The sequence below is a fragment of the Nevskia soli DSM 19509 genome (genome assembly GCF_000711955.1).
Lineage (GTDB): Bacteria > Pseudomonadota > Gammaproteobacteria > Nevskiales > Nevskiaceae > Nevskia > Nevskia soli.
In genome coordinates this window covers 104301-128936 of record NZ_KL543999.1, presented here as the reverse complement: position 1 = coordinate 128936, position 24636 = coordinate 104301, and the positions used below count along the sequence as shown (strand labels likewise).

Annotated in this window: 18 protein-coding genes; 15 read left to right on the top strand and 3 right to left on the bottom strand. The window is 65.9% G+C overall.

Translation table 11 applies throughout. The annotated features are described in order from the left end of the window. Window positions 1-4 precede the first annotated feature (4 nt). The 9 genes from BP26_RS0124820 to BP26_RS0124775 all read left to right on the top strand — a co-directional run bounded on the left by BP26_RS0124820 (window position 5) and on the right by BP26_RS0124775 (window position 12084). Window positions 5-1216 (top strand): acyl-CoA dehydrogenase family protein, encoded by a 1212-nt coding sequence (locus tag BP26_RS0124820; RefSeq protein ID WP_029923243.1) that lies wholly within the window; start codon window positions 5-7, stop codon window positions 1214-1216. Next, window positions 1213-2004 carry an alpha/beta fold hydrolase gene (locus BP26_RS0124815; protein ID WP_036517987.1) on the top strand — a complete coding sequence of 264 codons (792 nt, stop codon included), beginning with the start codon at window positions 1213-1215 and terminating at the stop codon, window positions 2002-2004. The genes BP26_RS0124820 and BP26_RS0124815 overlap by 4 nt, the downstream gene beginning before the upstream one ends. Window positions 2005-2039: 35 nt before the next feature. Further along, window positions 2040-2390 carry a DUF2834 domain-containing protein gene (locus BP26_RS0124810; protein ID WP_029923241.1) on the top strand — a complete coding sequence of 117 codons (351 nt, stop codon included), beginning with the start codon at window positions 2040-2042 and terminating at the stop codon, window positions 2388-2390. Between the two features lie 192 nt (window positions 2391-2582). Then, window positions 2583-2801: a hypothetical protein gene (locus BP26_RS0124800; RefSeq protein ID WP_029923240.1), complete on the top strand. Its 219-nt coding sequence runs from the start codon at window positions 2583-2585 to the stop codon at window positions 2799-2801. Next, window positions 2801-3835, top strand: a complete 1035-nt coding sequence (locus BP26_RS0124795; protein WP_051749458.1) for a hypothetical protein — start codon at window positions 2801-2803, stop codon at window positions 3833-3835. Before BP26_RS0124800 ends, BP26_RS0124795 begins: the two co-directional genes overlap by 1 nt. Window positions 3836-4038: 203 nt before the next feature. Continuing rightward, window positions 4039-6225: a DUF1302 domain-containing protein gene (locus BP26_RS0124790; protein ID WP_029923238.1), complete on the top strand. Its 2187-nt coding sequence runs from the start codon at window positions 4039-4041 to the stop codon at window positions 6223-6225. A gap of 70 nt (window positions 6226-6295) precedes the next feature. After that, on the top strand, window positions 6296-7912 hold the full coding sequence (locus tag BP26_RS0124785) for a DUF1329 domain-containing protein (protein WP_051749456.1): 1617 nt from the start codon (window positions 6296-6298) through the stop codon (window positions 7910-7912). A gap of 167 nt (window positions 7913-8079) precedes the next feature. Then, entirely contained in the window at window positions 8080-9162 is a 1083-nt protein-coding gene (locus tag BP26_RS28090; protein WP_169740781.1) for a WD40/YVTN/BNR-like repeat-containing protein, read from the top strand. 105 nt (window positions 9163-9267) lie between these two features. Continuing rightward, the gene (locus BP26_RS0124775; RefSeq protein ID WP_051749451.1) at window positions 9268-12084 is read left to right on the top strand and encodes an efflux RND transporter permease subunit; all 2817 of its coding nucleotides are present in this window, start codon (window positions 9268-9270) and stop codon (window positions 12082-12084) included. Between the two features lie 242 nt (window positions 12085-12326). On the opposite strand, the gene BP26_RS0124770 is transcribed toward BP26_RS0124775, so the two are convergent. Continuing rightward, a complete protein-coding gene (locus BP26_RS0124770; protein WP_084183429.1) occupies window positions 12327-13397 on the bottom strand; it encodes an AraC family transcriptional regulator in 1071 nt (356 codons plus the stop codon). A gap of 232 nt (window positions 13398-13629) precedes the next feature. Between BP26_RS0124770 and BP26_RS0124765 the strand changes: the two genes are divergently transcribed. Both BP26_RS0124765 and BP26_RS0124760 read left to right on the top strand, forming a co-directional pair. Continuing rightward, window positions 13630-14064: an acyl-CoA thioesterase gene (locus tag BP26_RS0124765; protein WP_029923233.1), complete on the top strand. Its 435-nt coding sequence runs from the start codon at window positions 13630-13632 to the stop codon at window positions 14062-14064. Continuing rightward, entirely contained in the window at window positions 14061-15200 is a 1140-nt protein-coding gene (locus tag BP26_RS0124760; protein WP_029923232.1) for a zinc-dependent alcohol dehydrogenase family protein, read from the top strand. Before BP26_RS0124765 ends, BP26_RS0124760 begins: the two co-directional genes overlap by 4 nt. Before the next feature lie 28 nt (window positions 15201-15228). Here BP26_RS0124760 and BP26_RS0124755 read toward each other — a convergent pair whose 3' ends face one another. Next, window positions 15229-15870 (bottom strand): winged helix-turn-helix domain-containing protein, encoded by a 642-nt coding sequence (locus BP26_RS0124755; RefSeq protein ID WP_029923231.1) that lies wholly within the window; start codon window positions 15868-15870, stop codon window positions 15229-15231. Between the two features lie 219 nt (window positions 15871-16089). On the opposite strand from BP26_RS0124755, the gene BP26_RS0124750 reads away from it, so the two are divergent. From BP26_RS0124750 to BP26_RS28080, 4 genes are all read left to right on the top strand, one after another. Continuing rightward, a complete protein-coding gene (locus BP26_RS0124750; protein ID WP_029923230.1) occupies window positions 16090-16620 on the top strand; it encodes a hypothetical protein in 531 nt (176 codons plus the stop codon). Window positions 16621-16832: 212 nt separating this feature from the next. After that, window positions 16833-18884: a tetratricopeptide repeat protein gene (locus BP26_RS28085; protein ID WP_029923229.1), complete on the top strand. Its 2052-nt coding sequence runs from the start codon at window positions 16833-16835 to the stop codon at window positions 18882-18884. Then, window positions 18881-20911 (top strand): tetratricopeptide repeat protein, encoded by a 2031-nt coding sequence (locus BP26_RS0124740; RefSeq protein WP_029923228.1) that lies wholly within the window; start codon window positions 18881-18883, stop codon window positions 20909-20911. Before BP26_RS28085 ends, BP26_RS0124740 begins: the two co-directional genes overlap by 4 nt. Continuing rightward, entirely contained in the window at window positions 20908-22941 is a 2034-nt protein-coding gene (locus tag BP26_RS28080; protein WP_029923227.1) for a hypothetical protein, read from the top strand. Before BP26_RS0124740 ends, BP26_RS28080 begins: the two co-directional genes overlap by 4 nt. Window positions 22942-23298: 357 nt before the next feature. Here the strand turns inward: BP26_RS28080 and BP26_RS28075 are convergent, their stop codons facing one another. Next, window positions 23299-24510, bottom strand: coding sequence for an OmpA family protein (locus BP26_RS28075; protein ID WP_051749449.1), 1212 nt, complete (start codon window positions 24508-24510; stop codon window positions 23299-23301). Between the last annotated feature and the right edge of the window lie 126 nt (window positions 24511-24636).

The following is a 24636-nucleotide window of genomic DNA, read 5'->3' as shown; positions in this document are numbered from 1 at the left end:
TCAAATGATCAATCTCGAAAATCCGAAGAAGTTCTCCGCGCTGGTCAACCAGGCGCACCAGGTGGCGGCGGAGATCTTCCGGCCGAACTCGCGCAAGTACGACCTGGCCGAACACAGTTATCCGAAAGAGCTGGACATGCTCGCCGCCCTGCTCGACGGCATGAACTCCGCCGGCGGCAACGGCGGGGCCGGCGCCGCGGGCGTGCGCCGCGACAGCAAGGACGGCGAGTCCGGCAACCGCAATGGCAGCAATCTCTCCACCGTGCTCGGCGTGATGGAGTTGTGCTGGGGCGATGTCGGCCTGCTGCTGAGCATGCCGCGCCAGGGCCTGGGTAATTCGGCCATCGCCTCGGTGGCCAACGAGGAGCAGCTGGAGCGCTTCAAGGGACGCTGGGCGGCAATGGCCATCACCGAACCGCACTGCGGCTCGGACTCGGCGGCGATCCGCACCACGGCGCGTCTCGACGGCGACGACTACGTGCTCAACGGCGAGAAGATCTTCGTCACCTCCGGCGAGCGCGCCGAACTGGTGGTGGTATGGGCGACGCTGGACAAGGCGGCCGGACGCGCCGCGATCAAGTCCTTCGTGGTGGAGAAGAACACGCCGGGCTTCGAGCTGGTGCGGCTGGAGCACAAACTCGGCATCCGCGCGTCCGACACCGCCCAGTTCGCGCTGGTGAATTGCCGCGTACCCAGGGCCAACCTGCTGGGCGATCCGAAGATCGACGTCGAGAAGGGTTTCGGCGGCGTGATGCAGACCTTCGACAATACGCGGCCGCTGGTGGCCGGCATGGCGGTGGGCGTGGCCCGCGCCTGCCTGGAGGAAACGCGCAAGATCCTGGAACAGGCCGGGGTGAAGATCGACTATGACCGCCCTGCCCTGACCCAGCATGCCGCCGTCGCCGAATTCCTGAAGATGGAGGCGGACTACGAGGCGGCGCGCCTGCTGACCATGCAGGCGGCCTGGATGGCGGACAACCGCAGGCCGAATTCGCTGCAGGCCTCGATGGCCAAGGCAAAAGCCGGGCGCAGCTGCGTCGACATCGCGCTGAAATGCGTGGAGCTGTGCGGCAGCATCGGCTATTCCGAAAACGAGCTGCTGGAGAAGTGGGCGCGCGACGCCAAGATTCTCGACATCTTCGAGGGCACGCAGCAGATCCAGTTGCTGATCGTGGCGCGGCGCCTGCTGGGCAAGACTTCGGCCGAGTTGCGATGAATGCCGCGACCGCCTGGCATCACGTCGACCAGGGCAGCGGGCGGCCGCTGATTCTGCTGCATGGCATCGGCATGTCGCATGCCGCGTGGAAGCCGGTACTGGCCATGCTGGCGCAAGAACGGCGCGTGCTCGCTTTCGATGTGGCCGGCTTCGGCCGGACGCCGCCATTGCCGGCGGGCACGCTGCCCAACCAGGCGAATTTGATTGCGGCCCTGTTCGATACGCTGCGCCAACTGGGCATCGCCGGGCCGGTGGATATCGCCGGCAATTCCATGGGCGGCATGCTCGCCCTGGAGGCCGCCCGGCAAGGGCTGGCGCGCAGCGTGGTGGCGCTGTCTCCCGGTGGCTTGTGGCGAGGGGAGACGCCGCCGCGGCTGAAGATGATTTTTGCCATGTTGCGCTGGAACCTGCGCACCTTTCCGCGGCTGAGCCTGGCGCTGATGCGGGTCAAGCCGCTGCGCACGGTGCTGATGGCGGTGCCGATGTCCTCGCGCTGCGGGCGCATGACGGTCGAAGAAGCGGTGGGTGCGGCGCAGACGTTCAGCGGCGCCGTCGCCTTCGATGAGACCTTCGACTCCCTGGTGCCGGTCAGCGGTTGCGCCGGGATCGATGTGCCGGTGACCGTGGCTTTCGGCACCCGGGACTGGCTGCTGACGCGAGCGACTTGCCAGCAGCGCGACGAGCTGCCCGCCCACACCCGCTGGCTGCGGCCCAGGGGCTGGGGCCATGTGCCGATGTGGGACGATCCGCCCGAAGTGGCGCGGCTGATCCTGGAAGGCACGGCTTGAGCCGATTCTCCAACGGAACAACTGGGAGCATGCGGATGAGCGGCACCGACAGATCGCTGATCATTCTTTACGCCGCCCTTGCCGTGGGCGCCCTGCTCGCCACCTGGTCGCACAACCTCGCATTCTTCGCGCTGCCGGGCAACGGCGGCGCGCTGGGCTTCATCCGCATGGCCTACGCCAATCCGGCGGCGACCTCGCTGGCCAACGACATCCTGTTCGTCTGCCTGGCGCTGTTCACCTTCATGCTGGCGGAGGCGCGGCGGCTGGGTATCCGCCATGTCTGGGTCTACATCCTGCTGTCGATCATGGTGGCGGTGAGCGTGATGGTGCCGCTGTTCCTGATCGCGCGGCAGCTGCGGCTGGCGCGCCCGGGAAAGCCGGGGTAAGGCCCGGGCAGGCATGAACATCCCGTTCGTTTAATGGTTTGATAGGCCCAAATGACAGCGCACACGGCGTGTGCAGTCAATGCCAGCGGCCGATGGCACCGATAGTCTGCAACAAATCAGACAGAATCAGGCGGCCGCAGGTACGGTCGCCGCCATCGTGCCGGTCCAGGGCATGGCCACGCGGGAGGGGTAGTGAGCGAAAAGCAGCTGGCGGCGCTGGCGAAGGAATTGGGCGGCAAGTCTCCGCCCGACCTCTCGGCCCTGAACATGGCCGAGATCGAATCCCTCACCCAGTCCCTGCGCCGCGCCCGGCGGGCACAGCAGGAGCAACTGCAACGGGCGTTCGAAAGCGCTTTGGGGCATATCCCGATGCTGCTGCGCGGGCCGGTCCGCAAGATCCTGCTGCCCTGATGAGCACGCTCGCCCAACGCGCCGAAGTCCTGAAACTGGCCCGTGTCCTCGGTGTACCGCCGAGCCAGCTGGAATACCTGCACAAGCTCGATGCGAATGTGATCCGCCGCCTGCGCGAGCAGGCCAGCGCGGCGCTGTTCGACGCCGATCGCAAGCTGTTCCAGCGCGTCGCCGCCGCCACCAGGCTGCTGCCGGCGCCGCTGATCGCGATCATCGCCGAGAAAGCCATCGGGCCGCTGTTGTGCGCCCGCACCACCGGCCTGCTGCCGCCGGAGCGGGCGGTGGAGATTTCGAAACGCCTGAAGACCGGCTTCCTCGCCGACCTGTGCCTCGAGCTGGATCCGCGCCCGGCCAGCGACGTGATCGCCGCGATGCCGGTGGGCCGGGTGGTGGAGGTGTCGCGCGAACTGGCGCGGCGCAAGGAATACATCACCATGGCCCGTTTCGTCGACTGCCTGGACGACCACGCCATCCGCGCCGTCATGGAAGACCTGCGCGACGACGAGGTTCTGCTGCGCATCGGCTTCTTCGTCGAGGACAAGCAGCGCCTCGGCGACATCCTCGACCTGCTGCCGCGCGAACGGCTGCTCAATATCGTGCGGGTGGCCGCGGGCGGCGACGCGGAACTGTGGCCGGAAGCCCTGGCGATGATCAACAGCATCGAGGAACCGCAGCGGAGGCAAATGGCCAACCTGGCGGCCGAGCTGGAAGAAGCCGCCATCGTCCGCATGATCGAAAGCACCCAGGTCCAGGGACTGTGGCCGGCGATGCTGCCGGTGGTGTCGATGATGACCATCGACAGCCAGCGGCGGCTGATCAATCTGCCGGTGCTGCAAAACGAGGCGGTGCTGGCCGCTTTCATCCAGGCGGTCGACTCCGCGGACCTGTGGACGCAGCTATTGCCCCTGGTGGCGCTGATGGACAACGCCGGCCAGGCCCGTGCCGCCCGCATTGCCGAGTCGCAAGGCCTCAAGATGGCGGCGCGCCTGACCGAATCCCTGCGCGCGCCGGCCAAGCCGGCCGCGCACGCTTGAGCCGGACCCGCAGCCATGAATCGCCAGGCGGCGGCGCGGGCGATATTGCCATTTTATGATGTAACATTGAACAATGTTTCATGCGCCGGGGCAGCAATTGGCGCTATGATCGTTCCAAACAAGGCACTGGCCAGCCCAGCATCCCGCCACAGCGGAATGCCCGAGCCAGAAAAAAGCCATGGGTCATGCGGGAGGAGAAGACAATGCGGAGACTGCGTCTGCGCTGGATTGTGCTTGGTACCGTTGCGGTTAGCGGCGGTGCCCTGGCCCAGGATTTCGAGTTCGGGGATTTCACCGGGAACATCAAGAGCCGCCTGTCGGTCGGTGCTGCCGTGCGCACCGAGAACCCCGACGCCAGCCTGATCGGCAAGCTCAACCTCAATCCCAACCTGTGCGGCCCCGGCGACTGCATCTCCTTTTCCGGCGATGCCTCGCAGAATCAGAAGCTGGTCAACGCGCCCGGTGCCTACTTCGGCTCCAACAAGGACAACGGCGACCTCAACTACCGGCGCTGGGGGCTGGTCTCCGGCATATCCAAGCTGAGCGAGGACTTCACGCTGTCGTGGAAGGAGGTCACGCTCAAGCTCAGTGCCTTCGGCTTCTTCGACCCGGTGAATTACAGCAAGACCGAGTACCACCCGGACACCACCTTCCAGCCCGCGACCACCATCCGCGACCCTGCCGTGGCGCACCAGCTGGGCCAGGACTGGCAGCTGAAGGACGCGTTCGTCACCGGCAAGTTCAACGTCATCGACCACGACTTCACCGCCAGCGTCGGTTATCAGCACATCCGCTGGGGCGAATCGACCTTCAACGCGCTCAACAGCATCAGCCAGATCAACCCGCCCAGCTCGGTGCTGCTGCACCAGCCCGGCACGCCGATCAACGAGTATTTCCGCCCCACCCCGGCGGTCCTGCTCGGCACGCAGCTGGTGGACAACCTGTCGCTGGACCTGGTCTACGAGCTGAGCTGGGAGAAGGCGATCCCGGAGCCGAACGGCAGCTTCTATTCCTTCCTCGATGTGCTCAAGTCCAACACGGCGCTGATTTCATTGGGCCAGTTCCATGAGGATCCGCTGGGCCAGGCGCGCCTGCCCTTCCCCGGCAACGCCATCTCCAATACCTCGCTCACCGCCGAGGTGCTGAACGAGAAGTATGGCCAGCCGCGCAAGCAGGGCCAGTTCGGCGGCAAGCTGACCTATTACGCGGCGAACCTCAACGGCGGCACGGAGATCAGCTTCTACGCGCTCAACTACCACAGCCAGCTGCCCTACCTGAGCGCCATCGCCGCCGACCAGTCCTGCATGGCGGACTCCACCAGCTTCGTCGACGCCTTCGTCTCCTGCAACGGCTTCATCGGCCTCAATCCGGCGTCCGGCAAGGAGCCGCTGCCGATCGACACGCTGAAGATCTTCGCCGAGTATCCGGAGGACATCCAGATGTTCGGCACCAGCTTCAACACCAATATCGGCAAGTGGTCGCTGGCCGGGGAATACTCGATCCGCCCCAACATGCCGGTGCAGGTGGATGTGACCGACCTGATCTTCGCCGGCCTGCAGCCCGCGTTTCCGAAGCAGGATCTGAACCTGGGCCTCAACGCCGCCACCATCCAGCAGACCGTCGCCTCACTGGGCCAGGTGATCGGCAATCTGCCGGTGACCAACCCCACCGTGCTGTTGCAGGACGCCACCGCCCTGCTCAACGGCCTGCCGGCGATCCTCGGCGCCGTCGGCCAGGGCGGCGTGACCATCCCCGGCCGCCGCTCGGCGGTGCCCGATTACCTGGAAAACTACCGCGGCTTCACCACCCAGCCCAACCAGCTCATCCACGGCTACGAGCGCATGGTGGTGGACCAGCTCGACCTGACCGGCATTCGCGCCATCGGCAGCAGCGACAACCCCATCGGCGCCGACCAGATCCTGATCCTCACCGAAGTGGGCTTCACCCATATCTGGAACATGCCCAATCGCAGCCGGCTGCAGCTGGAAGGCGGCGACAACAACGACACCCACGCCAGCCCCGGCGCCGACGGCACCGGCAGCGGCGGCCAGACCGACACGCGGCGCCTCAATCCGACGCAGCAGCATTCCGGCTTCGCCTCCAGCTTCGCCTGGGGCTACCGCCTGCTGGCGCAGTTCGAGTACGACAACCTGTTCTGGGATCTGAACTTCAAGCCCTCGCTGCAATGGCAGCAGGACATCTCGGGCATCTCGCCGCAGCCGGTGCAGAACTTCATCGCCGGCACCAAGACCTACGTGGTCGGTACCGTCATCGAGAGCGGCCAGCAATGGAGCGGCCAGGTGTTCTACCAGGGCTCCACCGGTGGCGGCACCGTCAACACGCAGCGCGACCGCGATGTCATCGGCATGGCGATTTCGTACACCTTCTAAACGGCACCGCGGCTGCGGTGCCGGCATTTTCATCGATCGGGTTTCGAGCGGCAGACAGGAGAAAAGAGGCATGAACAGCAGACAATGGGTGGCACTGGCGGCCGGCACGGCCTGCCTTGCGCTGTCCTCGGCGGCATACGCCACGGCCACCGCTGAAGAAGCGGCGCGGCTGGGCAAGGACCTGACGGCGGTGGGCGCCACTGCGGCAGGCAACGGCGACGGCACCATCCCGGCTTGGATCGGCGGCAAGAATTTCGACGACAACATCAAGACGCAGACGCCGCAGAGCCTGGAAATCCTGCGCCAGCAGTTCGAGGTGGTGCGCACCAAGAGCCCGGGGGACTTCGACGCCCTGCTCAAGTACCTGGACAGCTTCACGCTGGCCGACTACCCCGCCATCTCCAAGCAGATCGACACCATCATCGGCAAGCTGCCGAAGAGCGTGTCCGAGCTGAGCGCCGACCAGCAAGCGGCGGCCAAGCAAGTGCCGGGCTTCCCCGCTGACGGCAATCTCCAGGCACTGGCCAAGCGCCAGCGCGAACAGATCGGCGGCGGCGGCAAGTTCGAGGCGCCGCAGTTCATCATCACCAAGGACAACCTGGCCAAGTACGGCGACCATCTGACCGCGGGACAGAAGGCGATGTTCGCCAAGTACCCGGACTACAAGATGATCGTGTATCCGACGGTGCGCAGCGCCTTTTTTCCGGACCAGATCAACCAGGCCACCATCAAGAACGCCACCAGCGCCAGCCTCAAGGGCACCGACGACGTCGAGGGCGCGGTGCTGGGCTTCCCCTTCCCGATCCCGAAGACCGGCGCCGAGGTGCTGTGGAACCACAAGATGCGCTACCGCGGGGCCGCGGTGCGTCGCTACAACAACCAGGCCATCGTCAAGCAGGACGGCTCCTACAAGATCACCAAGCTGGTCGAGGATGTGAAGTTCAAGTACTCGAACCTGAAGGAAGCCAATCCGGGTACCAAGATCCTGCTGTACTACCTCTCCGAGGTGCTGTCGCCGCCGCGCGTGGCCGGCCAGCTGATCCTGGTGCATGAAAGCTCCGGCGCCGGCGGCAGCGGCCGCGACGCGTGGATCTACAACCCGGGCCTGGGCCGCGTCAACCGCGCGCCGGACGTTGGTTACGACAACCCCTACATCGGCACCGACGGCGAACAGTTCAACGACCAGGTCGACGTCTTCAACGGCGCGCTGGACCGCTACGACTGGAAGCTGCTGGGCAAGAAGGACATGTACATCGCCTACGACTCCTTCCTGATCAACGCGCCGCTGATCAAGTACAAGGACATCATCCGCCCGGGTCACATCAACCAGAACCTGGCGCGCTATGAGCTGCATCGCGTGTGGGTGGTGGACGCCACGCTGAAGGCTGGCCTGCGCCACCAGTTCAAGCGGCGCACCTTTTACGTGGACGAAGACAGCTGGGCCATCGCAGCGGTGGACGACTACGACAACCGCGACCAGCTGTGGAAGGTGCAGGAAGCGCAGCTGATCACCGTGCCCTTCGTGCCGACCGTCACCGGCATTCCGGAAATCATCTACGACCTGCAGAGCGGCCGCTATTTCATCACCGCCCTGTCCAACGAGGACAAGATTTCCGACTTCAAGGTGGACTTCAAGGACGATTATTTCTCGCCGAACAATCTGAATCACAAGTCGCAGACCAAGTAAGGGCGTCCCATCGCCGAAAGGCAGGTCGTCCTGACGGGATGGGTTGGTATCCAGGGTCGCGGGTGCAACGCACCGGGCCCTGGATACCGGCTTTCGCCGGCATGACGATGGAGCTGTTAACAAGGCAGCGCGTCCGTTAGCGGAGAGCATGTGCAATGAAGCGTGGAATGAATCGTTGGACTGTGCTGGCGGTGACGGCGGGGGCCGCGCTGATGTTCTGCCAGCCGGCTTTCTCCCAGACCGAAGACAACAGTGATGACACCGGAGCCGACACCACCCTGGTTCCGACGCCTTCCAAGCCCGCAGCGCGGGCCGCATCATCCCTGCTACTCGATCTGACCCGCGCCGGCTCCGGCTGGGTGGCGGTCGGGCAACGCGGCAACATCCTGGTGTCGCCGGACGGCGCCAAGTGGCAGCAGGTGCCGACGCCGGCCGATACCACGCTGACCCGCGTACGCTTCCTCGATGCCGTGCACGGCTGGGCGGTCGGTTACGACGGCACCATCCTGGACAGCGAGGACGGCGGCAAGAGCTGGAAGCTGCAGCAGTTCGACGCGGCCTGGGGCAAGCCCTACTTCGACATCCTGTTCTTCGATGCCGGCAACGGCCTACTGGCCGGCGCCAACGGCACACTCAAGAAAACGGCCGACGGCGGCAAGACCTGGGACGCGGTGAACAGCGATGCGTTCGCCGATTCCCCCAACCTGTACAACCTGATCGCGCTCGGCGACGGCAGCCTGCTGCTGGCCGGCGAGCGTGGTTTCCTGGCGCGCTCGATGGACAAGGGCGCGAACTGGACGCGCCTCAAGTCGCCCTACACGGGCTCGTACTTCGGCGCGCTGGCCACCGGCAAGGCCGGTGTGCTGATCTTCGGCCTGCGCGGCAACGCCTTCTATGCCCCCGATGTCGCCAAGGCGGCTCCGCTCAGCGCCAAGGAGCTGGCGGCGATGCAGGCCGCCGCTTCCGATGCCGAGAATGCCGGCAACAACCAGAACCCGGTGAGCGAAGTCGCCGGCTGGACGCATCTGAAACACGACGACACCGAGCCGCTGTTCGGCGGGGTGGCCGGACCCGACGGCAACATCCTGCTGGTGGGACAGAACGGCCGCGTCATGCAAGCGGATCTCACCGGGGGCGCCCTCAAGCGGATGACGGTGGATACCGACATCAACATGAACGCGGCCCTGATGGACGGCGCGGCGCTGGTCACGGTGGGGACTTCCGGGATCAGGCGCGTGACCTTGCAGTAACAGCATCGCAGCAAGCACAGACCAAAAAAATCGTTCCACGCGCAAGGCCCCGATCCGGGTCCGGCAGCGGGAACAGACGCTACAAGGATTCAGGGAGTACGGCGCATGGCAGGCAAGGCAATCACGGGACCCGTAGCGGACGCCATTCTGCGCGCGGTCGAGCCGATCATCTACACGCGGCGGCATCTCACGCACATCATCCTGATCGTGCTGACGCTGTTCTTCTTCGTGCAGACCATGCGCCTGGAGCCCGACGCCGGCTGGCTCAAGACGGTGCCGATGGATCATCCCTACATGCAGAAGTTCCGCCAGTACTACAAGGACTTCGGCGGCGCCAACACGGTGCTGGTGGCGCTGATCCAGGACAAGGACAAGGGCGAGATCTACAACCCGCAGTTCATGGACGCGCTGCAGCACGCCACCGACGACGTGTTCTTCCTGCCCGGCGCCGACCGCGCCCGCGTCATGTCGATCTTCACCCCGAACCTGCTTTACGTGGAGAACGTGGAAGGCGGCCTGTCCGGCTCCACGGTGATTCCGCACGACTACGCGCCGACGCCGGAAGTGCTGCAGAAGGTCAAGTCCAACGTAGCCAAGGCCCAGGCCATCGGCCGCTTCGTCACCAACGACCAGCGGGGCGCGCTGATCATGACGGAACTGCTGGAGCGGGTTCCGGCGGAGCAGGCGACCACGCCCGCGGCCGATGGTGACGGTAGTGGCGGCGGGAGCGATGCAACGCCGGCTGCCGGCCAGGCACGGGCGGAGGGAGCCGCAACAGACGCCGCAGCGGCGCCCGCCGCCGACTACAGCCAGAAAATCACCCTGGCGACGCAGGACAGGACGCAGGCGGCGATCGAGCACTTCCGCGAAAATGTGCTGCGCGTGCATAGCGACCCGACCAAGCTCGACTACAACAAGGTCGGCGCCTACCTGGAGAAGCTGCGCGCGAAGTACGAGAAGGACGGCATCCACGTCCATATCATCGGCTTCGCCAAGATCGTCCACGACATGACCAATGCGGCGATGCAGGTCGCCGGCTTCTTCATGCTGACCCTGGTCATCACCGGCATCCTGCTGTGGATCTACTGCGGCTCGTTCAAACTGGGCCTGATCCCGCTGGGCTCGTCCATCGTCGCGGTGATCTGGGAGATGGGCGCGCTGCGCTGCTTCGGCTTCGGCATGGACCCGTTCGCCATCCTAGTACCGTTCCTGATCCTGGCGGTGTCGGTGTCGCACGGCGTGCAGTACGTCAACGCCTGGGTCGACGAGGTGCACCATGGCAAGAACAGCTACGACGCCTCGCTGGAGACCTTCCGCCGCCTGGCCATCGCCGGCACCATCGCCCTCCTCACCGACGTGGCCGGTTTCGCCACCATCTACCTGATCAAGATCGAAACCATCCGCGAGATGTCGATCAACGCGGTGCTCGGCGGCCTGGCCATCATCGTCGCCAACAAGATGCTGGTGCCGATATGGCTGACCATGATCCGCTTGAAGAACGTGGACGCGTTCATCGAGCGCCAGAACAAGAAGGACGCGGTGCTGGACAAGGTCTGGTGGTGGCTGTCCGGCGTGACCAAACCGGGCGTGGCCAGCGTCATCCTGATCTTCTGCGGCGCGGTGCTCGGCTGGGCCCTGTGGGGCAAGCAGGACCTGAAGATCGGCGATGCCATCAAGGGCGTGCCGGAGTTGCGTCCGGACTCGCGCTTCAACCAGGACTTCAACGCGATCACCAACAATTTCCAGATCGCCGTCGACCAGCTCAAGGTGGTGGCCGAATCCAAGCCCAACGGCTGCGTCGACTACCAGCTGATGAACCAGGTCGATCGCTTCTCCTGGGACATGGACAACACGCCGGGTGTGGCCTCCTCGCTGTCGATGCTGACCCTGGCCAAGCTCGCCTACCAGGGCCTGTCCGAAGGCCGCCTGAACGCGCTGGTGCTGCCGCGCAACCACTTCGCCCTGGCCCAGGCCACGGCGCTGGTGCCGACCAGTTCGGGCATGCTCAACGACGATTGCGACGCCATCGCGGTCTACATGTTCACCAAGGACCACAAGGCCGAAACCGTGGCCACCATCGTCGCCGAGGTGAAACGCTTCAACGAGCAGAACCGCAAGGATTTCTTCGCCCGCACCAAGGATGTCGACGCGGCCTATTGCGATGCGCAGTACGCCACCTTCCAGGGCCTGAAGAAGGCGCAGGACGACATCATCAGGTTCGGCGAATCCGGCGAAGCGCCCGACCCCGCCAAGCTCACCGAGGCGCAGGGGCGGCAGAAGGATTTGCAGACCAAGTACGAGGGCATGCCCAAGGATTGCCCGGTCAACTTCGCCCTGGCCACCGGCAATGTCGGCGTGATGGCGGCCACCAACGAGGTGGTCGAGGCGCAGGAAGGCCGCGTGGTGCTATGGGTCTACGCCGTGATCCTGCTGCTGCTGTGGCTGTGCTTCAGGAGCTGGCGCGGCATCGTCTGCATCGTGCTGCCGCTGGGCCTGGTGTCGCTGATGGGCTATGCCGTGATGGCCGCGCTCGACATCGGCATGAAGGTAGCCACCCTGCCGGTGCTGGCGCTGGCGGTGGGCATCGGCGTCGACTACGGCATCTATGTTTACGGCGTCATGGCCGGCGGCCTGGCCGAGGGCAAATCCCTGCGGCAGGCCTACTTCGAAACCCTGCGCGGTACCGGCAAGGCGGTGATCTTCACCGGCATCACCCTCGCCGCCTCGGTCACCACCTGGCTGATGTCGCAGCTGCAATTCCAGATCGACATGGGCTTGCTGCTGCTGTTCATGTTCACGGCAAACATGCTCGGCGCAATCCTGGTGCTGCCGGCGATTGCCGCCTTCCTGCACCCGGAGCGCTCGCCCAACAAGGGCGCGGAACCTTCGACGCGGATTCCGCAGCATTCGGAGCATGGCTGAAGATGATGCCGGCCGCGTCGCGTCCCCATGGAGACGGTTCGTAGGCCGGCTCAGGCCGCAGGCGGAGCCGACGGGTTCGCAGGGCGCTGTCGGATCCGCTGCGCTTGATCCGATCTACAGGAGCTTTTTCAGGTTCGCAGGATGACCGAAGCGAGTCGTGAAGTTCCGGCTGCGCGCCCCTCACCCCGGCCCTCTCCCCACTTCGTAGGGAGAGGGGGAAAGGCACTTAAAGGGGCGCGCGTCTAGGCCTTGCGGGTGGCGCCGACGATGGCGCTGAGCGTATCCGCGGTGGCCTTGCCGTTCTGCTCACGCGCCGCGGCGCGTTTCTGCTCGCGGTATTGCACCGGGGTCATGCCGGACCAGCGCTTGAAGGCGCGGTAGAAGGTGCTGGGCTCGGAGAAGCCGGTGAGGTAGACGATGTGTTCGATCGGCTCCTCGGTGCTGCGCAGCAGCTTGCGCGCCAGGGCGTAGCGGAAATCCGACAGGAGCTGGCTGAAGCTGGTGCCGGCGCGGGCCAGTTCGAAGCGCAGGCGGCGGGCCGGGACATCCAGCTCCTGCGCCACGTCTTCCAGGTCGCACTGCTCCAGTTCCAGCTTCTGCGAGAAGACGGTGCGGATGCGCTCGATCAGGTCCTGCCGCTCGATGCTGGACAGTCGCTTTTCCGCCAGTTCCTCGTGCAGGCGCAGGAGGTCCGGGTCCCAGCGCGGCGAGCGGTATTCGAGCAGGGCCGGATCGAAGTAGATCTCGTTCTGCTCGGCTTCGAACTCGACCGGGCAGCCGAAGACTTTTTCGTATTCCGAGACTTCGGCGCGCTGGGTGCAGCGCAGGCGCACGCGCAGGGGCTTGTAGTTGCTTTCGGTGACGGACCGGGCGAACTGCATGGCCTCGTAGACCATGCAGATCTCGGTGTGGCGCAGCTGCGGCGCCTGCAGCGCGGCGCCGATGACGGTGAAGCGCGGGCCTTTTTCGTCCTCCACCAGGCGCACTTCGAGCGCGTCGCTGACCAGGCGCAGGTATTTGAGGGCGCGGTTGCAGCCGTCGCGGAAGGTGGGGCTGCTGAAAAACAGGTATTCGATGACTTCGCCGCGATACACCGGCAGGTGCGGGCACAGGTGCAGGCCGATATCGGGATCGCCGGTGACGGCCTCGACGATTTCCCAGAAAAAAGCCTGCAGGCGATGGGGGGTGCGCAAGTCCTTTTGCGTCAGTTTGTCGGCGTGGTAGCCCAGCCGGGTGTAGATCGCTGCCACATCCAGGCCGGCCTTGACCATGCCGGCGTGAATGATTTGCAGGAGGACTCCTGAATCCCGCATCCTCTCTCCCTCTCCTTCGTCAAATTGTGGCGCTGCGGCCAATCGTATCCGGCACTATAGTTTGCCGGAGCGCCATGCGGCAAACACCGCAGGGTCAATGCCCCGTTACAAGCAGCCCTTTACGGTGGAAGATTAATCATAAAGCTAATTTGTGCGCTGCGGCAAAGCTGACTCCATCGCCACTTTCCGCGCGCGACCGGGATTCCCCCGCCCCAAACCTTCAAAGAAAGCCATGAACGCCCGCCAGGCTTACCCGCATTTCCAGACCATCACCACGCGCTGGAAGGACAACGACATCTACGGCCACGTCAACAACGTCGAGTACTACAGCTACTTCGACACGGTCATCAATACCTGGCTGATCCGCCAGGGCGGCCTGGACATCCACGGTGGCGACACCATCGGCGTCTGCGCCGAATCGCATTGCCGCTTCCTCGATTCCCTGGCCTTCCCGGACAGCGTCGATGCCGGCCTGCGGGTGGCCAAGCTGGGGCGGTCCAGCGTGCGTTACGAGATCGGGCTGTTCCGCGAGGGCGCCGAAACGCCCGCGGCGGAGGGTTGGTTCGTGCACGTTTTCGTCGACCGCGCCGAACGCCGGCCCCAGGCCATCGCCGGGACCCTGCGCACCGCGCTGGAGCGGCTGCTGGTGGCTGGGGAGCCGGCATGAGCGGCCGCCGGGAAGTGCGTGGTGCGGTGCTGCGGCAAATGGGGCTGCCGGCACCGTATGCGGTGTCGAAGCCGCTGCGCATCAAGACATTGCAACTGGATCCGCCCGGCCCCGGCGAATTGCTGGTGCGGGTGCGGGCGGCAGGGCTGTGCCATTCCGACCTGTCGGTGATCGACGGCTCGCGCCCGCGGGTGATGCCGATGGTGCTCGGCCACGAAGCGAGCGGCGAGGTGCTGGAATGCGGGCCCGGCGTGGCGGACTTCAGTCCGGGCGAACAGGTGGTGTTTTCCTTCGTGCCTTCCTGCGGCCACTGCAACCCCTGTGCGGCCGGGCGCCCTGCCCTGTGCGAGCCCGGCGCGGCGGCGAATACCGCCGGCACGCTGCTGTCCGGCAAGCGTTACTGGCATGGCGATGGCGAGGGCACCCTGCATCATCACCTGGGCGTGTCTGGCTTCACCGAGATGACGGTGGTTTCGGCCCGCTCGGCGGTGAAAGTGGATGCGGACCTGCCGCCCGAGATCGCCGCCCTGTTCGGCTGCGCGGTGATGACCGGCGTCGGCGCCGTGGTCAACACCGCGCGCGTGGCCGCCGGCGAGAGCGTGGCGGTGTTCGGCCTGGGCGGCGTGGGCCTCGCCGCCCTGCTCGGCGCCCATGCCTCCGGTGCGCACCCCATCGTCGCGGTGGACGTGTTGCCGGCCAAGCTGGAACTGGCGCGGCAACTCGGCGCCACGCATGTGATCAATGCACGCAACGAAGACCCGGTGGCCGCGGTGAAGGCCGCCACCGGCGGCGGCGCGCACCATGCGATCGAGACGGTGGGCAGCGAAGTGGTACTGGGACAGGCCTATGCGGCCACGCGGCGCGGCGGCACCACGGTCACCGCCGGGCTGCCCCATCCGAGCAAGATGTTCTCGGTGCCGGCGGTCAGCCTGGTGGCCGAGGAGCGCACGGTGAAGGGTTCCTACATGGGCTCGGCGGTGCCTTCACGCGACCTGCCGCGCTACATCGCCCTGTACAAGGCCGGGCGGCTGCCGGTGGACCGACTGCTGACGCACCGCCTGAAGCTGGAAGAGGTCAATGAGGCGTTCGACCGCCTGGCCAGCGGCGAGGCGGTGCGGCAGGTGATCGTATTCTGAGCGGCGGCATGCGCTGCCGTCCGCCGCATCAACCGCCGGCTTTGCCCGCTTGCGGCTGCGGTTCCGCCATCACGTCGTTCCCGGCGGCAGTCGCCGCGCCGGCTTTGCCCAGGCTCATCGCAGGGGCGAAGCTGAGGCTGTCGGCACCCGGCTCGGTGGTATTGAGCAGAATCGAGACCGTGCCGTCGAGCTGGTTCACCACGGCAAGGTCCAGCTTGCCGTCGCCGTTGAAGTCGCCGGCGGCGATGGCATAGGTCTGCCCGGCGCGGCCCGGCGTTGCGCCGATGGCGCTGGCGAGCAGGTCCGGCGCAGGAGCAGGGAGCCCGGACGGCAGCGGCGCCGCCTCTTTCTGCAGCTGGCCGACGAATTTGTAACCACGCCCCGGCACGGTGATGATGTAGCGATGCTCTTCGGGCGATTCGCCCAGGGCCTTGCGCAGCAGGAAGATGTTGTGGCTGAGGTTGCCTTCCTCGACGAAACCGCGGGGCCATACGGCCTTGAGCAATTCATCCTTGCCCAGCAGGCGGTGCGGATTGGCGAGGAGGTGGCACAGCAGGTCGAAAGCCTTGGGCGCCAATGCCACGGGCTGACCTTCCCGCATCAGCAGGCGGGCACCACTATCGAGATGGAAAGGGCCGAACCGGTAACTGGCCTCGTTTGACGCATCCATCGTGCTTCCCCGCTCCCCGAAGAAAACCGATCACAAGTCCTGACAAGTCCTGAGGACAGGCAAAGGATTCCTGAGAACGGGCCTGCTTGAATGTGCACCACAGCACAAAAGCCTAGCAGTTAGCGGCCGCCGTCGCACGGAACGGGAGTTGGGAACCTGCCGGGCATGCGCTGTAAGCGGGATGTAAGTCGGCACGACATTTATTCTTGGGGATCACGCATGTCCAATTCGAGCAACAAGCCCTTGCGCGACATCGCGCGCCAGGATGAGGAATTTCCCGGCTTGCTGGCCGCCCTGAAACCGGTATTGCTGGGCCTGGTGCCGGACGACCAGAACTACAGCGGCGACTCCTACGACGAGCTGTTCGTGGTGCTGGCGGCGGCGCTCTACCTGACCCACGATCCGGTGCTGCGCAAGCGCAATGCCGACCGCAACGGCGGCAATCCCAAGCTGGTGAGCGTGATGCTCAACGAGGGGCCGAAAGACAAGGACGCGCTGCTGGTCGGCAAGGTGCTGGACCGGCTGGCGCCCTACGTACATCCGGCGGACTTCCTTGATTCGCTGTCGCGGATGCACGCCAGCACGGAAACCCTCTTCCGCGAATACCGCGGCGCGCTGGAGCGCCTCGCGGCGGACGTGTGGCGCATCACCATCGGCTTCGAGCCGGCGCCGAAGTGCCCGGATGCCCTGAGGATCTGGGCCGGCGGTCCGAATCTGCCGCTGCTGCGCAAGATCCTCGTTCCGGCCTGATCCGCGACGCCACGGACACGCGGCCATGACGATCCAGCCGCCGGTGTCAGCGTCTGCAGGCAGAGCGGCACCTTCGCCGCGATTGGTTGAAAGCCCTGAGGCGAAGCCGGCTGGATCGATCCAGCCCGGCCCGTCGTAAAAAAATGCCCCGGGACGGCAGACGGGGGGTCCCAATCCCCAGTAAAGTAAGGCCATCGGGAAAGGGACCGGGGATGCAGTCGTTCATATCGGAGCTTCGGCGCCGCAATGTCCTGCGGGTGGCTGCTTTCTACGCGGCCGCGGGATGGCTGTTGGTGCAGGTCGCCACCCAGGTGTTTCCCTTCTTCGATATCGCCAACTGGGTGGTGCGCGTGGTGGTCGTGGCCATCGCGCTGGGCTTCCCCGCCGCCCTGGCCCTGGCCTGGTTCTATGAGCTGACGCCGCAGGGCCTGAAGCTGGAAAGCGAGATCACGCCGGCCGAGTCGATCACCCGGCAAACCGGGCGCAAGCTGGATCGCTGGATCATCGTCGTACTGGGGCTAGCGGTGGTGCTGTTGCTGGCGGACAAGCTGGTGTTGCACCAGGCGCAGCCGGTCGCGCCTTCCGCCGCGGCGGCGAGTGCCGCGGGCGGCGACAAGTCCATCGCCGTACTGCCCTTCGCCAATCTCTCGGACGACAAGGCCAATGCCTACTTCGCCGAAGGCATGCAGGACGAAATCCTGACGCGGCTGGCCAAGATCGGCAGCCTGCGGGTGATCTCGCGCACTTCGACACTGCGCTACGCCAGCTCGCCGGACAATATCGGCGAGATCGCGCAACAGCTCGGCGTGGCGAGCATCCTCGAGGGCAGCGTGCAGAAAGCCGGCAACAAGGTGCGGGTCAACGTTCAGCTGATCCGCGCCGCCGGCGACAGCCACCTGTGGGCGGAGACCTATGACCGCACGCTGGACGACGTCTTCGGCGTGCAGGGCGAAGTGGCGGCCACCATCGCCGACACCCTCGGTGCCCGGCTCACCGGCGCGGCGCGGCGGGAAGTGACGGCGGCGCCGACCCGCAATGCCGCGGCCTACGACGCCTACCTGCGGGGCGTTTCCCTGTACCGCAAGGGTTATTCCAACGCCAACTCCCGCGCCGCCACCCATGCCTTCGAGGAGGCGGTAGCCGCCGACCCGGGCTTCGCGCAGGCCTGGGCGCTGCTGTGCCGTGGCTATTCGCTGATGGTCTTTTTTGGTGACGACGCCAGTCCGGAACGGCGTGCCGCGGCCCTGCACGCGCTGGAGCAGGCCGAACGGATGGCACCGGACACGCTGGAGACGCGCAGCGCACGGGCCTACTACACCTATCGCGTCCAGCTCGACTACGACGAAGCCTTGCGCCAGTTCCAGGCCCTGCACGAGAGCTGGCCAAACGACGTCGAAGTGCTGACGGTGATGAGCTACATCCTGGCCCGACAGGACCGGCTGGACGAAGCCGCGCGGTGCGTGCAGAAGGCGCTGCAGCTCGATCCGCTGAACATCCAGCTGCACAAGCTGGAAGCCATCGAGGATGCCTACGAACGCCGCTTCGACGACGCCCTGAAGGCGCTCGCCCGCGTGCAGGCGATCGCGCCGGATGATCCGGAGTGGCGCGCGATGCGGGCGGATACCCTGATGGAGCAAGGCCAGCTGGCCGAGGCCGCAAGCCTGCTCGACCATCCGCCCCTACTGGCGTCGGAAGACGACGGCACCTATCTGGAGTTGATGCTGCTGCAACGCAACTGGAAAACCGCCATCGCCTGGCTGGAAGGCGTGCTCGCGCGCCCGGACCCCGATGCCGTCGAGGCGGACTGGATCAGCATACGCCTCAGTCTGGCCAAGCTGCGCTGGTTGTCCGGCGATGCGGCGGCAGCCAGCGCCGGCTACCGGTTGGTGAGCAATCGGGCTCAGGCCGAACTGGAGCGTTCGCCGCATAACTCGCAGCTGCGTTTCTGCCTGGCACAGTCGCTGGCGGGTTTGGGCGACGAGAAAGCGGCGTTCGCCCAACTCGACCTGGCGCAGCGCGAGGTGCCCGAATCCAGGGACGCCATCGTCGGACGGCGCCTGCTCGACCTGCGGGCGCGCCTGCTGCTGCGCTTCGGACACAAGGACGAGGCACTCGCCATCCTGCGTCATCTGCTGGCGGTGCCGGCACAGGGCCTGTACTCCAGCGGTCCGCTGACGCCGGCGCTGCTGCGTCTGGATCCCGATTTCGATAGCCTGCGCGGCGATCCGCGCTTCCAGGAACTGCTTGCGGGAAACCACGCTTGAGCGCCCGTCCCTCCTTCTTTTCCGAACTCAAGCGCCGCAACGTCTACAAGGTCGGGGCGATGTACGCCGTGGCCGGCTGGCTGCTGGTGCAGATCGTCACCCAGGTGTTCCCGATCTTCCACGTCAGCGAACTGGTGCAGCGGATCCTGGTGCTGGCCGTCGTCGCCGGCTTTCCGGTGGCGCTGGTGCTGTCCTGGATTTATGAGCTGACGCCGCAGGGCATCGTCAGGACCGACGAGGTGGCGCCGGACGCCTCCGTGACGCGCGCCACCGGGCAGAAGCTCAACCGCGCCATCATCGGCATATTGAGCCTGGCGGTGCTGATGCTGGCGGCGCGGCTGCTCTGGCCGCACGTGGATATCGCGCCCTCGCCGCAGACAGCGGCGGTGGACGGCGACAAGTCCATCGCCGTGCTGCCGTTCGAGAACCTGTCGGACGACAAGGCCAACGCCTACTTCGCCTCCGGCATCCAGGACGAGATCCTGACCAAGCTGGCCAAGATCGGCGCACTCAAGGTCATCTCGCGCACCTCCACCGCGCACTACGCCAGCAGCCCGGACAACCTGCCGCAAATCGCCCGCGCGCTGGGTGTGGCCAATATTCTCGAAGGCAGCGTGCAGAAGGTGGGCGACGCGGTGCATGTCAATGTGCAGCTGATCCGCGCCGCCACCGACGACCACCTGTGGGCCGAGACCTACGATCGCAAGCTGGACGACATCTTCGGCGTCGAAGGCGAAGTGGCGGGCGCCATCGCGGCGCAGCTCAAGGCCAGGCTCAGCGGCGCCGAGCAGCAGGCGCTGGACCTGAAGCTGACGGACAATCCGCAAGCCTATGACCTCTACCTGCGCGGGCGCGCGGCCTTTGCCGACGACCAGAGCGTTCCTGGCTACAAGCGGCTCGCCGCCGCGATGGCGGAAGCCGTCAGGATCGATCCGCAATTCGCCCAGGCCTGGGCCGAGCAATCGATCGCCGCCGGCTACCTCTACTTCAACGGCATCGAGCAGCAGACCTATACGCCGGAGCTGGTCCGGACCACTGCCGAAACCGCGATCCACCTGCAGCCCGACCTGCCACTGGCGCGGCAGGCACAGGGCGCCTACCTGTATCGCGTCAAGCACGACTTTCCGGCGGCGCAATCCTCGCTGGAAGCGGCACTGGCATTGGCGCCGAACGACGTCGGCATCCTCTCCATGCTCGGCTGGGACGAACGCCGCCAGGGGCATTTCGAACAAGCCCTGGCGCACCTGGAGAAAGCGGCCGAACTCGACCCGCACAATGCGCAGTTGTTCTCCTCCATCGGCGGCGAGACCTTACTGGGGATGTGGCGCTGGGATGAGGCACAGATGTGGCTGGATCGCGCACTGGCGCTGACGCCGAACGACCCGCTGGCCCGCACGTACAAGATCCTGGGGCGACAGCGGGAAGGCCGCATCGAGGATGCCGCGAAGCTTCTGGGCGAGAAGCCGGAGGCCGGCGAGGATCCCCTGCTCTCCTTCATCCGCATCGAACAGCGCCTGCTCGAGCACCGCTACGACCAGGCCATCGCCGAGAGCGCGCCGGTACTGGCGCGGCCGCAAGACGAACTGGAAGGCTTCGGACCGTTTCTGCGGCGCGATCTGGGCATCGCCCAACTGCGTGCCGGCCGCGGCGCGGATGCGCATGCCACCTTCGCACAACTGATCCATGATGTCGGCCCGGATGGCGCCGACCGTGTCGACGACTCGCTGCGGCCGATGCTGCTGGCGGTCGGCTATGCTGGTACCGGCGATATGCGCAAAGCGGTCGAGCAGGCCCGGCACGCCACCGAGCTGTATCGCGACGATCACATCTGGCTCGCCCGGGTGGTCGAATCGCAGGCGCAGGTACAAGCCTGGGCTGGCGACCGGGACGGCGCCATGGCAACGCTGCAGGCACTGCAGGGCACTTATGGTGCCAGCCCCCCGTCGCAAATGAAGCTCGACCCGATGTGGGATCCGCTGCGCGACGATCCGCGCTTCCAGAAGCTGCTGGCCGGGAGTCACGCTTGAATACCAGGCCCTCCTTCTTCTCGGAGCTGAAGCGTCGCAATGTCTACAAGGTCGGCGCGATGTACGGCGTCGCCGGCTGGCTGCTGGTGCAGGTGGCAACGCAGGTATTCCCCTTCTTCGACATTCCGAACTGGGTGGTACGGGTGGTGGTGATCGCCATCGTCGCCGGATTCCCGGTGGCGCTGGTACTGTCCTGGATCTATGAGCTGACGCCGCAGGGCATCGTCAGGACCGACGAGGTGACACCGGACGCCTCGGTGACGCAGGCCACCGGGCAGAAGCTGAATCGCGCCATCATCGCCGTGCTCAGCGTGGCGGTGCTGGTGTTGCTGGGCAAGCTGCTGTGGCCGCACGGTGCCGAGAGCATCGGGGCGTCGGCGTCGCAGGCGATCGCCAGCGACAAGTCGATCGCGGTGCTGCCCTTCGCCAACCTCAGCCGCGATCCGGACAACGCCTTCTTCGCCGACGGCATGCAGGACGAGATCCTGACCAAGCTGGCCAAGGTCGGCGCGCTGCGCGTGATCTCGCGCACTTCGACGCAGCAGTACGGCGCCAAACCCGGCAATCTGCCGGAGATCGCCAGGCAGCTGGGAGTGGCCAACATCCTGGAAGGCAGTGTGCAGAAGGCCGGTGATGCGGTGCACATCAACGTGCAGCTGATCCACGCCGACGGCGACCGCCATCTGTGGGCCGAGAGCTACAACCGCAAGCTCGACGACATGTTCGGGGTCGAAGGCGAGGTAGCGCAGGCGGTGGCGGAAGCACTGAACACGAAACTGAGCGGCGCCGAACAGGAAGCGGTGACCGCCAAGCCGACTTCCGACCCCGATGCCTACCAGGCCTATCTGCGCGGCCGCGCCGCCATCGGCGCCGACTACTCGGTTGGCGCCAACGAACGCGCGCTCGCGTATTTCAGCGAAGCGGTGCAACGCGACCCGAAATTCGCATTGGCCTGGGCCCAGATCGCCCTGGCGCGCAGCGTGCTGTACTTCGACGGCTGGGACCTGGCGCACAATACCGCCGCCGCGATTCGTGAAGCGGCGGAGACGGCGCTGCGGCTGAAGCCGGATTCCGGCGAAGCCCTGCTCGCCCATGGCTACTACCTGTACCGGGTCGAGCGCGACTACGCCGGAGCGATGCGCGACTTCCAGCAGGTCCTGACCAAGCTGCCGAATGATCGCGACGCAATGGAAGGCATGTTCCTGGTCCAGCGCCGCATGGGCAAGTGGGACGAGGCCATCGCCGTTTCCGCGGAACTGATCCGGCGCAACCCCAAGGACGTGGGCGCGACTTCGCCGATGGGCTGCGAGGGCGTCAACTACCTGCGCCGCTTCGACGAGGCGCGCGCCTATCTCAACCAGGCCCTGGCCGTCACCCCCGACGCGGCCAACACGCTCGGTTGCCTGGCAATGATCGAGCAGGCCCAGGGCCGCCTCGACGCCGCCGATGCGCTCCTGGCGCGCGCCCACATCAGCCTCCAGGACATCTCCGGCTTCGTCAGCATCCAGCAGGTGATGTACCGGCGCGACTACCGCAAGGTGGCGTCCATGATCGAGGCCTCGTTGCCCCGGGAAGGAACGCCGCTTTCCGCCCAGGACCTGCAGAACCTGGTCGCCCTGGGCTATGCCAGGAAATGGCTGGGTGATGCCGCCGGCGCGCACGCCGCGTTCGAGCGCGCGGCGCTCACCCTGTCCGAAAGCCCGGATGTCATGGAGCACGTCGAACTGATCGGTCACCAGACCCTGGCGCTTGCCTATGCCGGGCTGGGCCGCAACGACGAGGCGCTGGAGGCGGCGCGCATCGGTGTGGAGCTCAACGCCGGCGACGCCATCAAGCTGCCGACGGCACTGGCCGCGCAGGCCCAGGTCTACGCCCAGCTCGGCCAGGCGGACGCCGCCATCGCCCTGCTGCCGCGCCTGCTGCAGATGCCGGCCGGCCTCACCCCGGCGCTTCTGGTGGAGGACCCGATGTGGGATCCGGTCCGCAAGGACCCGCGCTTCCAGAAGCTGGTCGGAGTCGGTGCGATATGAGCGGTTCCACACACGGCAACAGCCCGCAAGAACCTTCGCCCTATACCTCGCCGGAGCCCCTGGAGATGGCGATGGAAGCGCTCGCCACCAGACGTGGACCTGTCGGCTGCGGAACGGCTCACGCTGCAAAGCCTGTCTGAAAACAAGCCTTGAGTCGCGGGAGCTGTCGTCCGACAACGCCGTGGAGATCGAATCGAGAAAGTGCCGACTATTCCGGATGCGGTAATGCATCGGGCCGGATCCTTCGCTGAGCTTGGGATGACAGCAACTTTATTTTATCGATGACGGCGAAAAAGCGGCGCCCATAAAAAACGGCCGCGCATCGCTGCGCGGCCGCCCTGATTTACCGCTTGCCGATCAGTTCAGCAGGATCTTGAACTCGACGCGGCGGTTCTGCGCACGGCCCGCTTCGCTGTTGTTGGACACCAGCGGCTTGGTCTCGCCGAAGCCCTGCGTCATCATGCGGCCGGCATCGATGCCCTTGCCGATCAGGTACTGGCGGACCGACTCTGCGCGCTGCTGCGACAGGGCCAGGTTGAACGCCGGGGTACCGGTGCTGTCGGTGTGGCCGCTGATCTCGACGTGGATGTTCGGCTGGCCCTTGAGCGCCGAGGCGATGCCGTCGAGCACCTTGGTGGCCTGGCCGGTGAGCACGGCGGAGCCGGTCTCGAAGTTCACGTTCTGCAGCACGATGGTCTGCTCGATGGCGCAACCCTTGGCATCGACCTGCACGCCGGCCGGGGTGTTCGGGCACTGGTCCGCGTCATCCGTCACGCCGTCGCCGTCGGCATCGTTGCCGTTCTCGACCGGGCAGCCCTTCTCGTCGACCTTGGTGCCGGCGGGTGTACCCGGGCACTGATCGAGGTTGTCGGGAACGCCGTCGCCGTCGGAGTCGGCCACGCAGTCCTTGCGGCCGGTGACCGGGTTGACCACGGCCAGGGCGCATTCCGGCTGGACCGGGGTGGCGGACTGGTGCGGCTTGAAGAACGGGGTCAGCGGGATCTGCAGGCCGACCGTGAAGTGGACGTCCCACAGGGTGCTCTGGTTGTCCACCGACTTGCCGTTGTCGAGCTGGCCGACCACGCCGGCTTCGGTGCGCACCGCCCAGCCCCAGTCCCAGCTGCCGACATGCAGCGGGAACAGCAGGCCGGCGCCGGCGTCGAGGCCGAAGTGGTTGTGCTTGGAGCCGCGCACGTCGTCGAGGACGTAGCCCGGGCCGCCCAGTACGTAGGGCTTGAAGTTCGGCAGGTACTTCTGGTTGAAGCCGAACAGGCCGAAGTCGTACACATAGTTGGCGAAGACGCCGTTCTGGTAGTCGTCGTTGCCGTCGATGTCGCGCTTGCGGCTGAGGCCGTAGTAATTCAGTTCCACCGCGCCGTGCTCGGTCAGCGGAATGCCGCCGCCGACGTTGAAGCCGAGACCGTTGTTGGAATCGCGGCTGCCATCGCTGAGTTCGTAGACAAACGAGCCGGTGGCGTACGGAATGTCATAGCCATCGGTATTGACGGCTGCCGCCTGTTGCGCCCACAGCGCACCGGCAGCAAAGAAGCCCCACAGTAACTTACGCATCTAGTTTTTCCCCTCTCCGGTGGACTGATTTTTTCCCTGCAGCGCCATCATTCTAACGGAAGCGGCGCGAGCCTCGCACTCGTCCGATGTAAATGACAGGTAAAAAGAGCCTAATGCCTGTAGATG

Bases quoted from the DNA above. Each gene is read 5' to 3' on its own strand.
- BP26_RS0124820 (WP_029923243.1), top strand. From the start codon at position 5: ATGATCAATCTCGAAAATCCGAAGAAGTTCTCCGCGCTGGTCAACCAG.
- BP26_RS0124815 (WP_036517987.1), top strand. From the start codon at position 1,213: ATGAATGCCGCGACCGCCTGGCATCACGTCGACCAGGGCAGCGGGCGG.
- BP26_RS0124810 (WP_029923241.1), top strand. From the start codon at position 2,040: ATGAGCGGCACCGACAGATCGCTGATCATTCTTTACGCCGCCCTTGCC.
- BP26_RS0124795 (WP_051749458.1), top strand. From the start codon at position 2,801: ATGAGCACGCTCGCCCAACGCGCCGAAGTCCTGAAACTGGCCCGTGTC.
- BP26_RS0124790 (WP_029923238.1), top strand. From the start codon at position 4,039: ATGCGGAGACTGCGTCTGCGCTGGATTGTGCTTGGTACCGTTGCGGTT.
- BP26_RS0124785 (WP_051749456.1), top strand. From the start codon at position 6,296: ATGAACAGCAGACAATGGGTGGCACTGGCGGCCGGCACGGCCTGCCTT.
- BP26_RS28090 (WP_169740781.1), top strand. From the start codon at position 8,080: ATGAATCGTTGGACTGTGCTGGCGGTGACGGCGGGGGCCGCGCTGATG.
- BP26_RS0124775 (WP_051749451.1), top strand. From the start codon at position 9,268: ATGGCAGGCAAGGCAATCACGGGACCCGTAGCGGACGCCATTCTGCGC.
- BP26_RS0124770 (WP_084183429.1), bottom strand. From the start codon at position 13,397: ATGCGGGATTCAGGAGTCCTCCTGCAAATCATTCACGCCGGCATGGTC.
- BP26_RS0124765 (WP_029923233.1), top strand. From the start codon at position 13,630: ATGAACGCCCGCCAGGCTTACCCGCATTTCCAGACCATCACCACGCGC.
- BP26_RS0124760 (WP_029923232.1), top strand. From the start codon at position 14,061: ATGAGCGGCCGCCGGGAAGTGCGTGGTGCGGTGCTGCGGCAAATGGGG.
- BP26_RS0124755 (WP_029923231.1), bottom strand. From the start codon at position 15,870: ATGGATGCGTCAAACGAGGCCAGTTACCGGTTCGGCCCTTTCCATCTC.
- BP26_RS0124750 (WP_029923230.1), top strand. From the start codon at position 16,090: ATGTCCAATTCGAGCAACAAGCCCTTGCGCGACATCGCGCGCCAGGAT.
- BP26_RS28085 (WP_029923229.1), top strand. From the start codon at position 16,833: ATGCAGTCGTTCATATCGGAGCTTCGGCGCCGCAATGTCCTGCGGGTG.
- BP26_RS28075 (WP_051749449.1), bottom strand. From the start codon at position 24,510: ATGCGTAAGTTACTGTGGGGCTTCTTTGCTGCCGGTGCGCTGTGGGCG.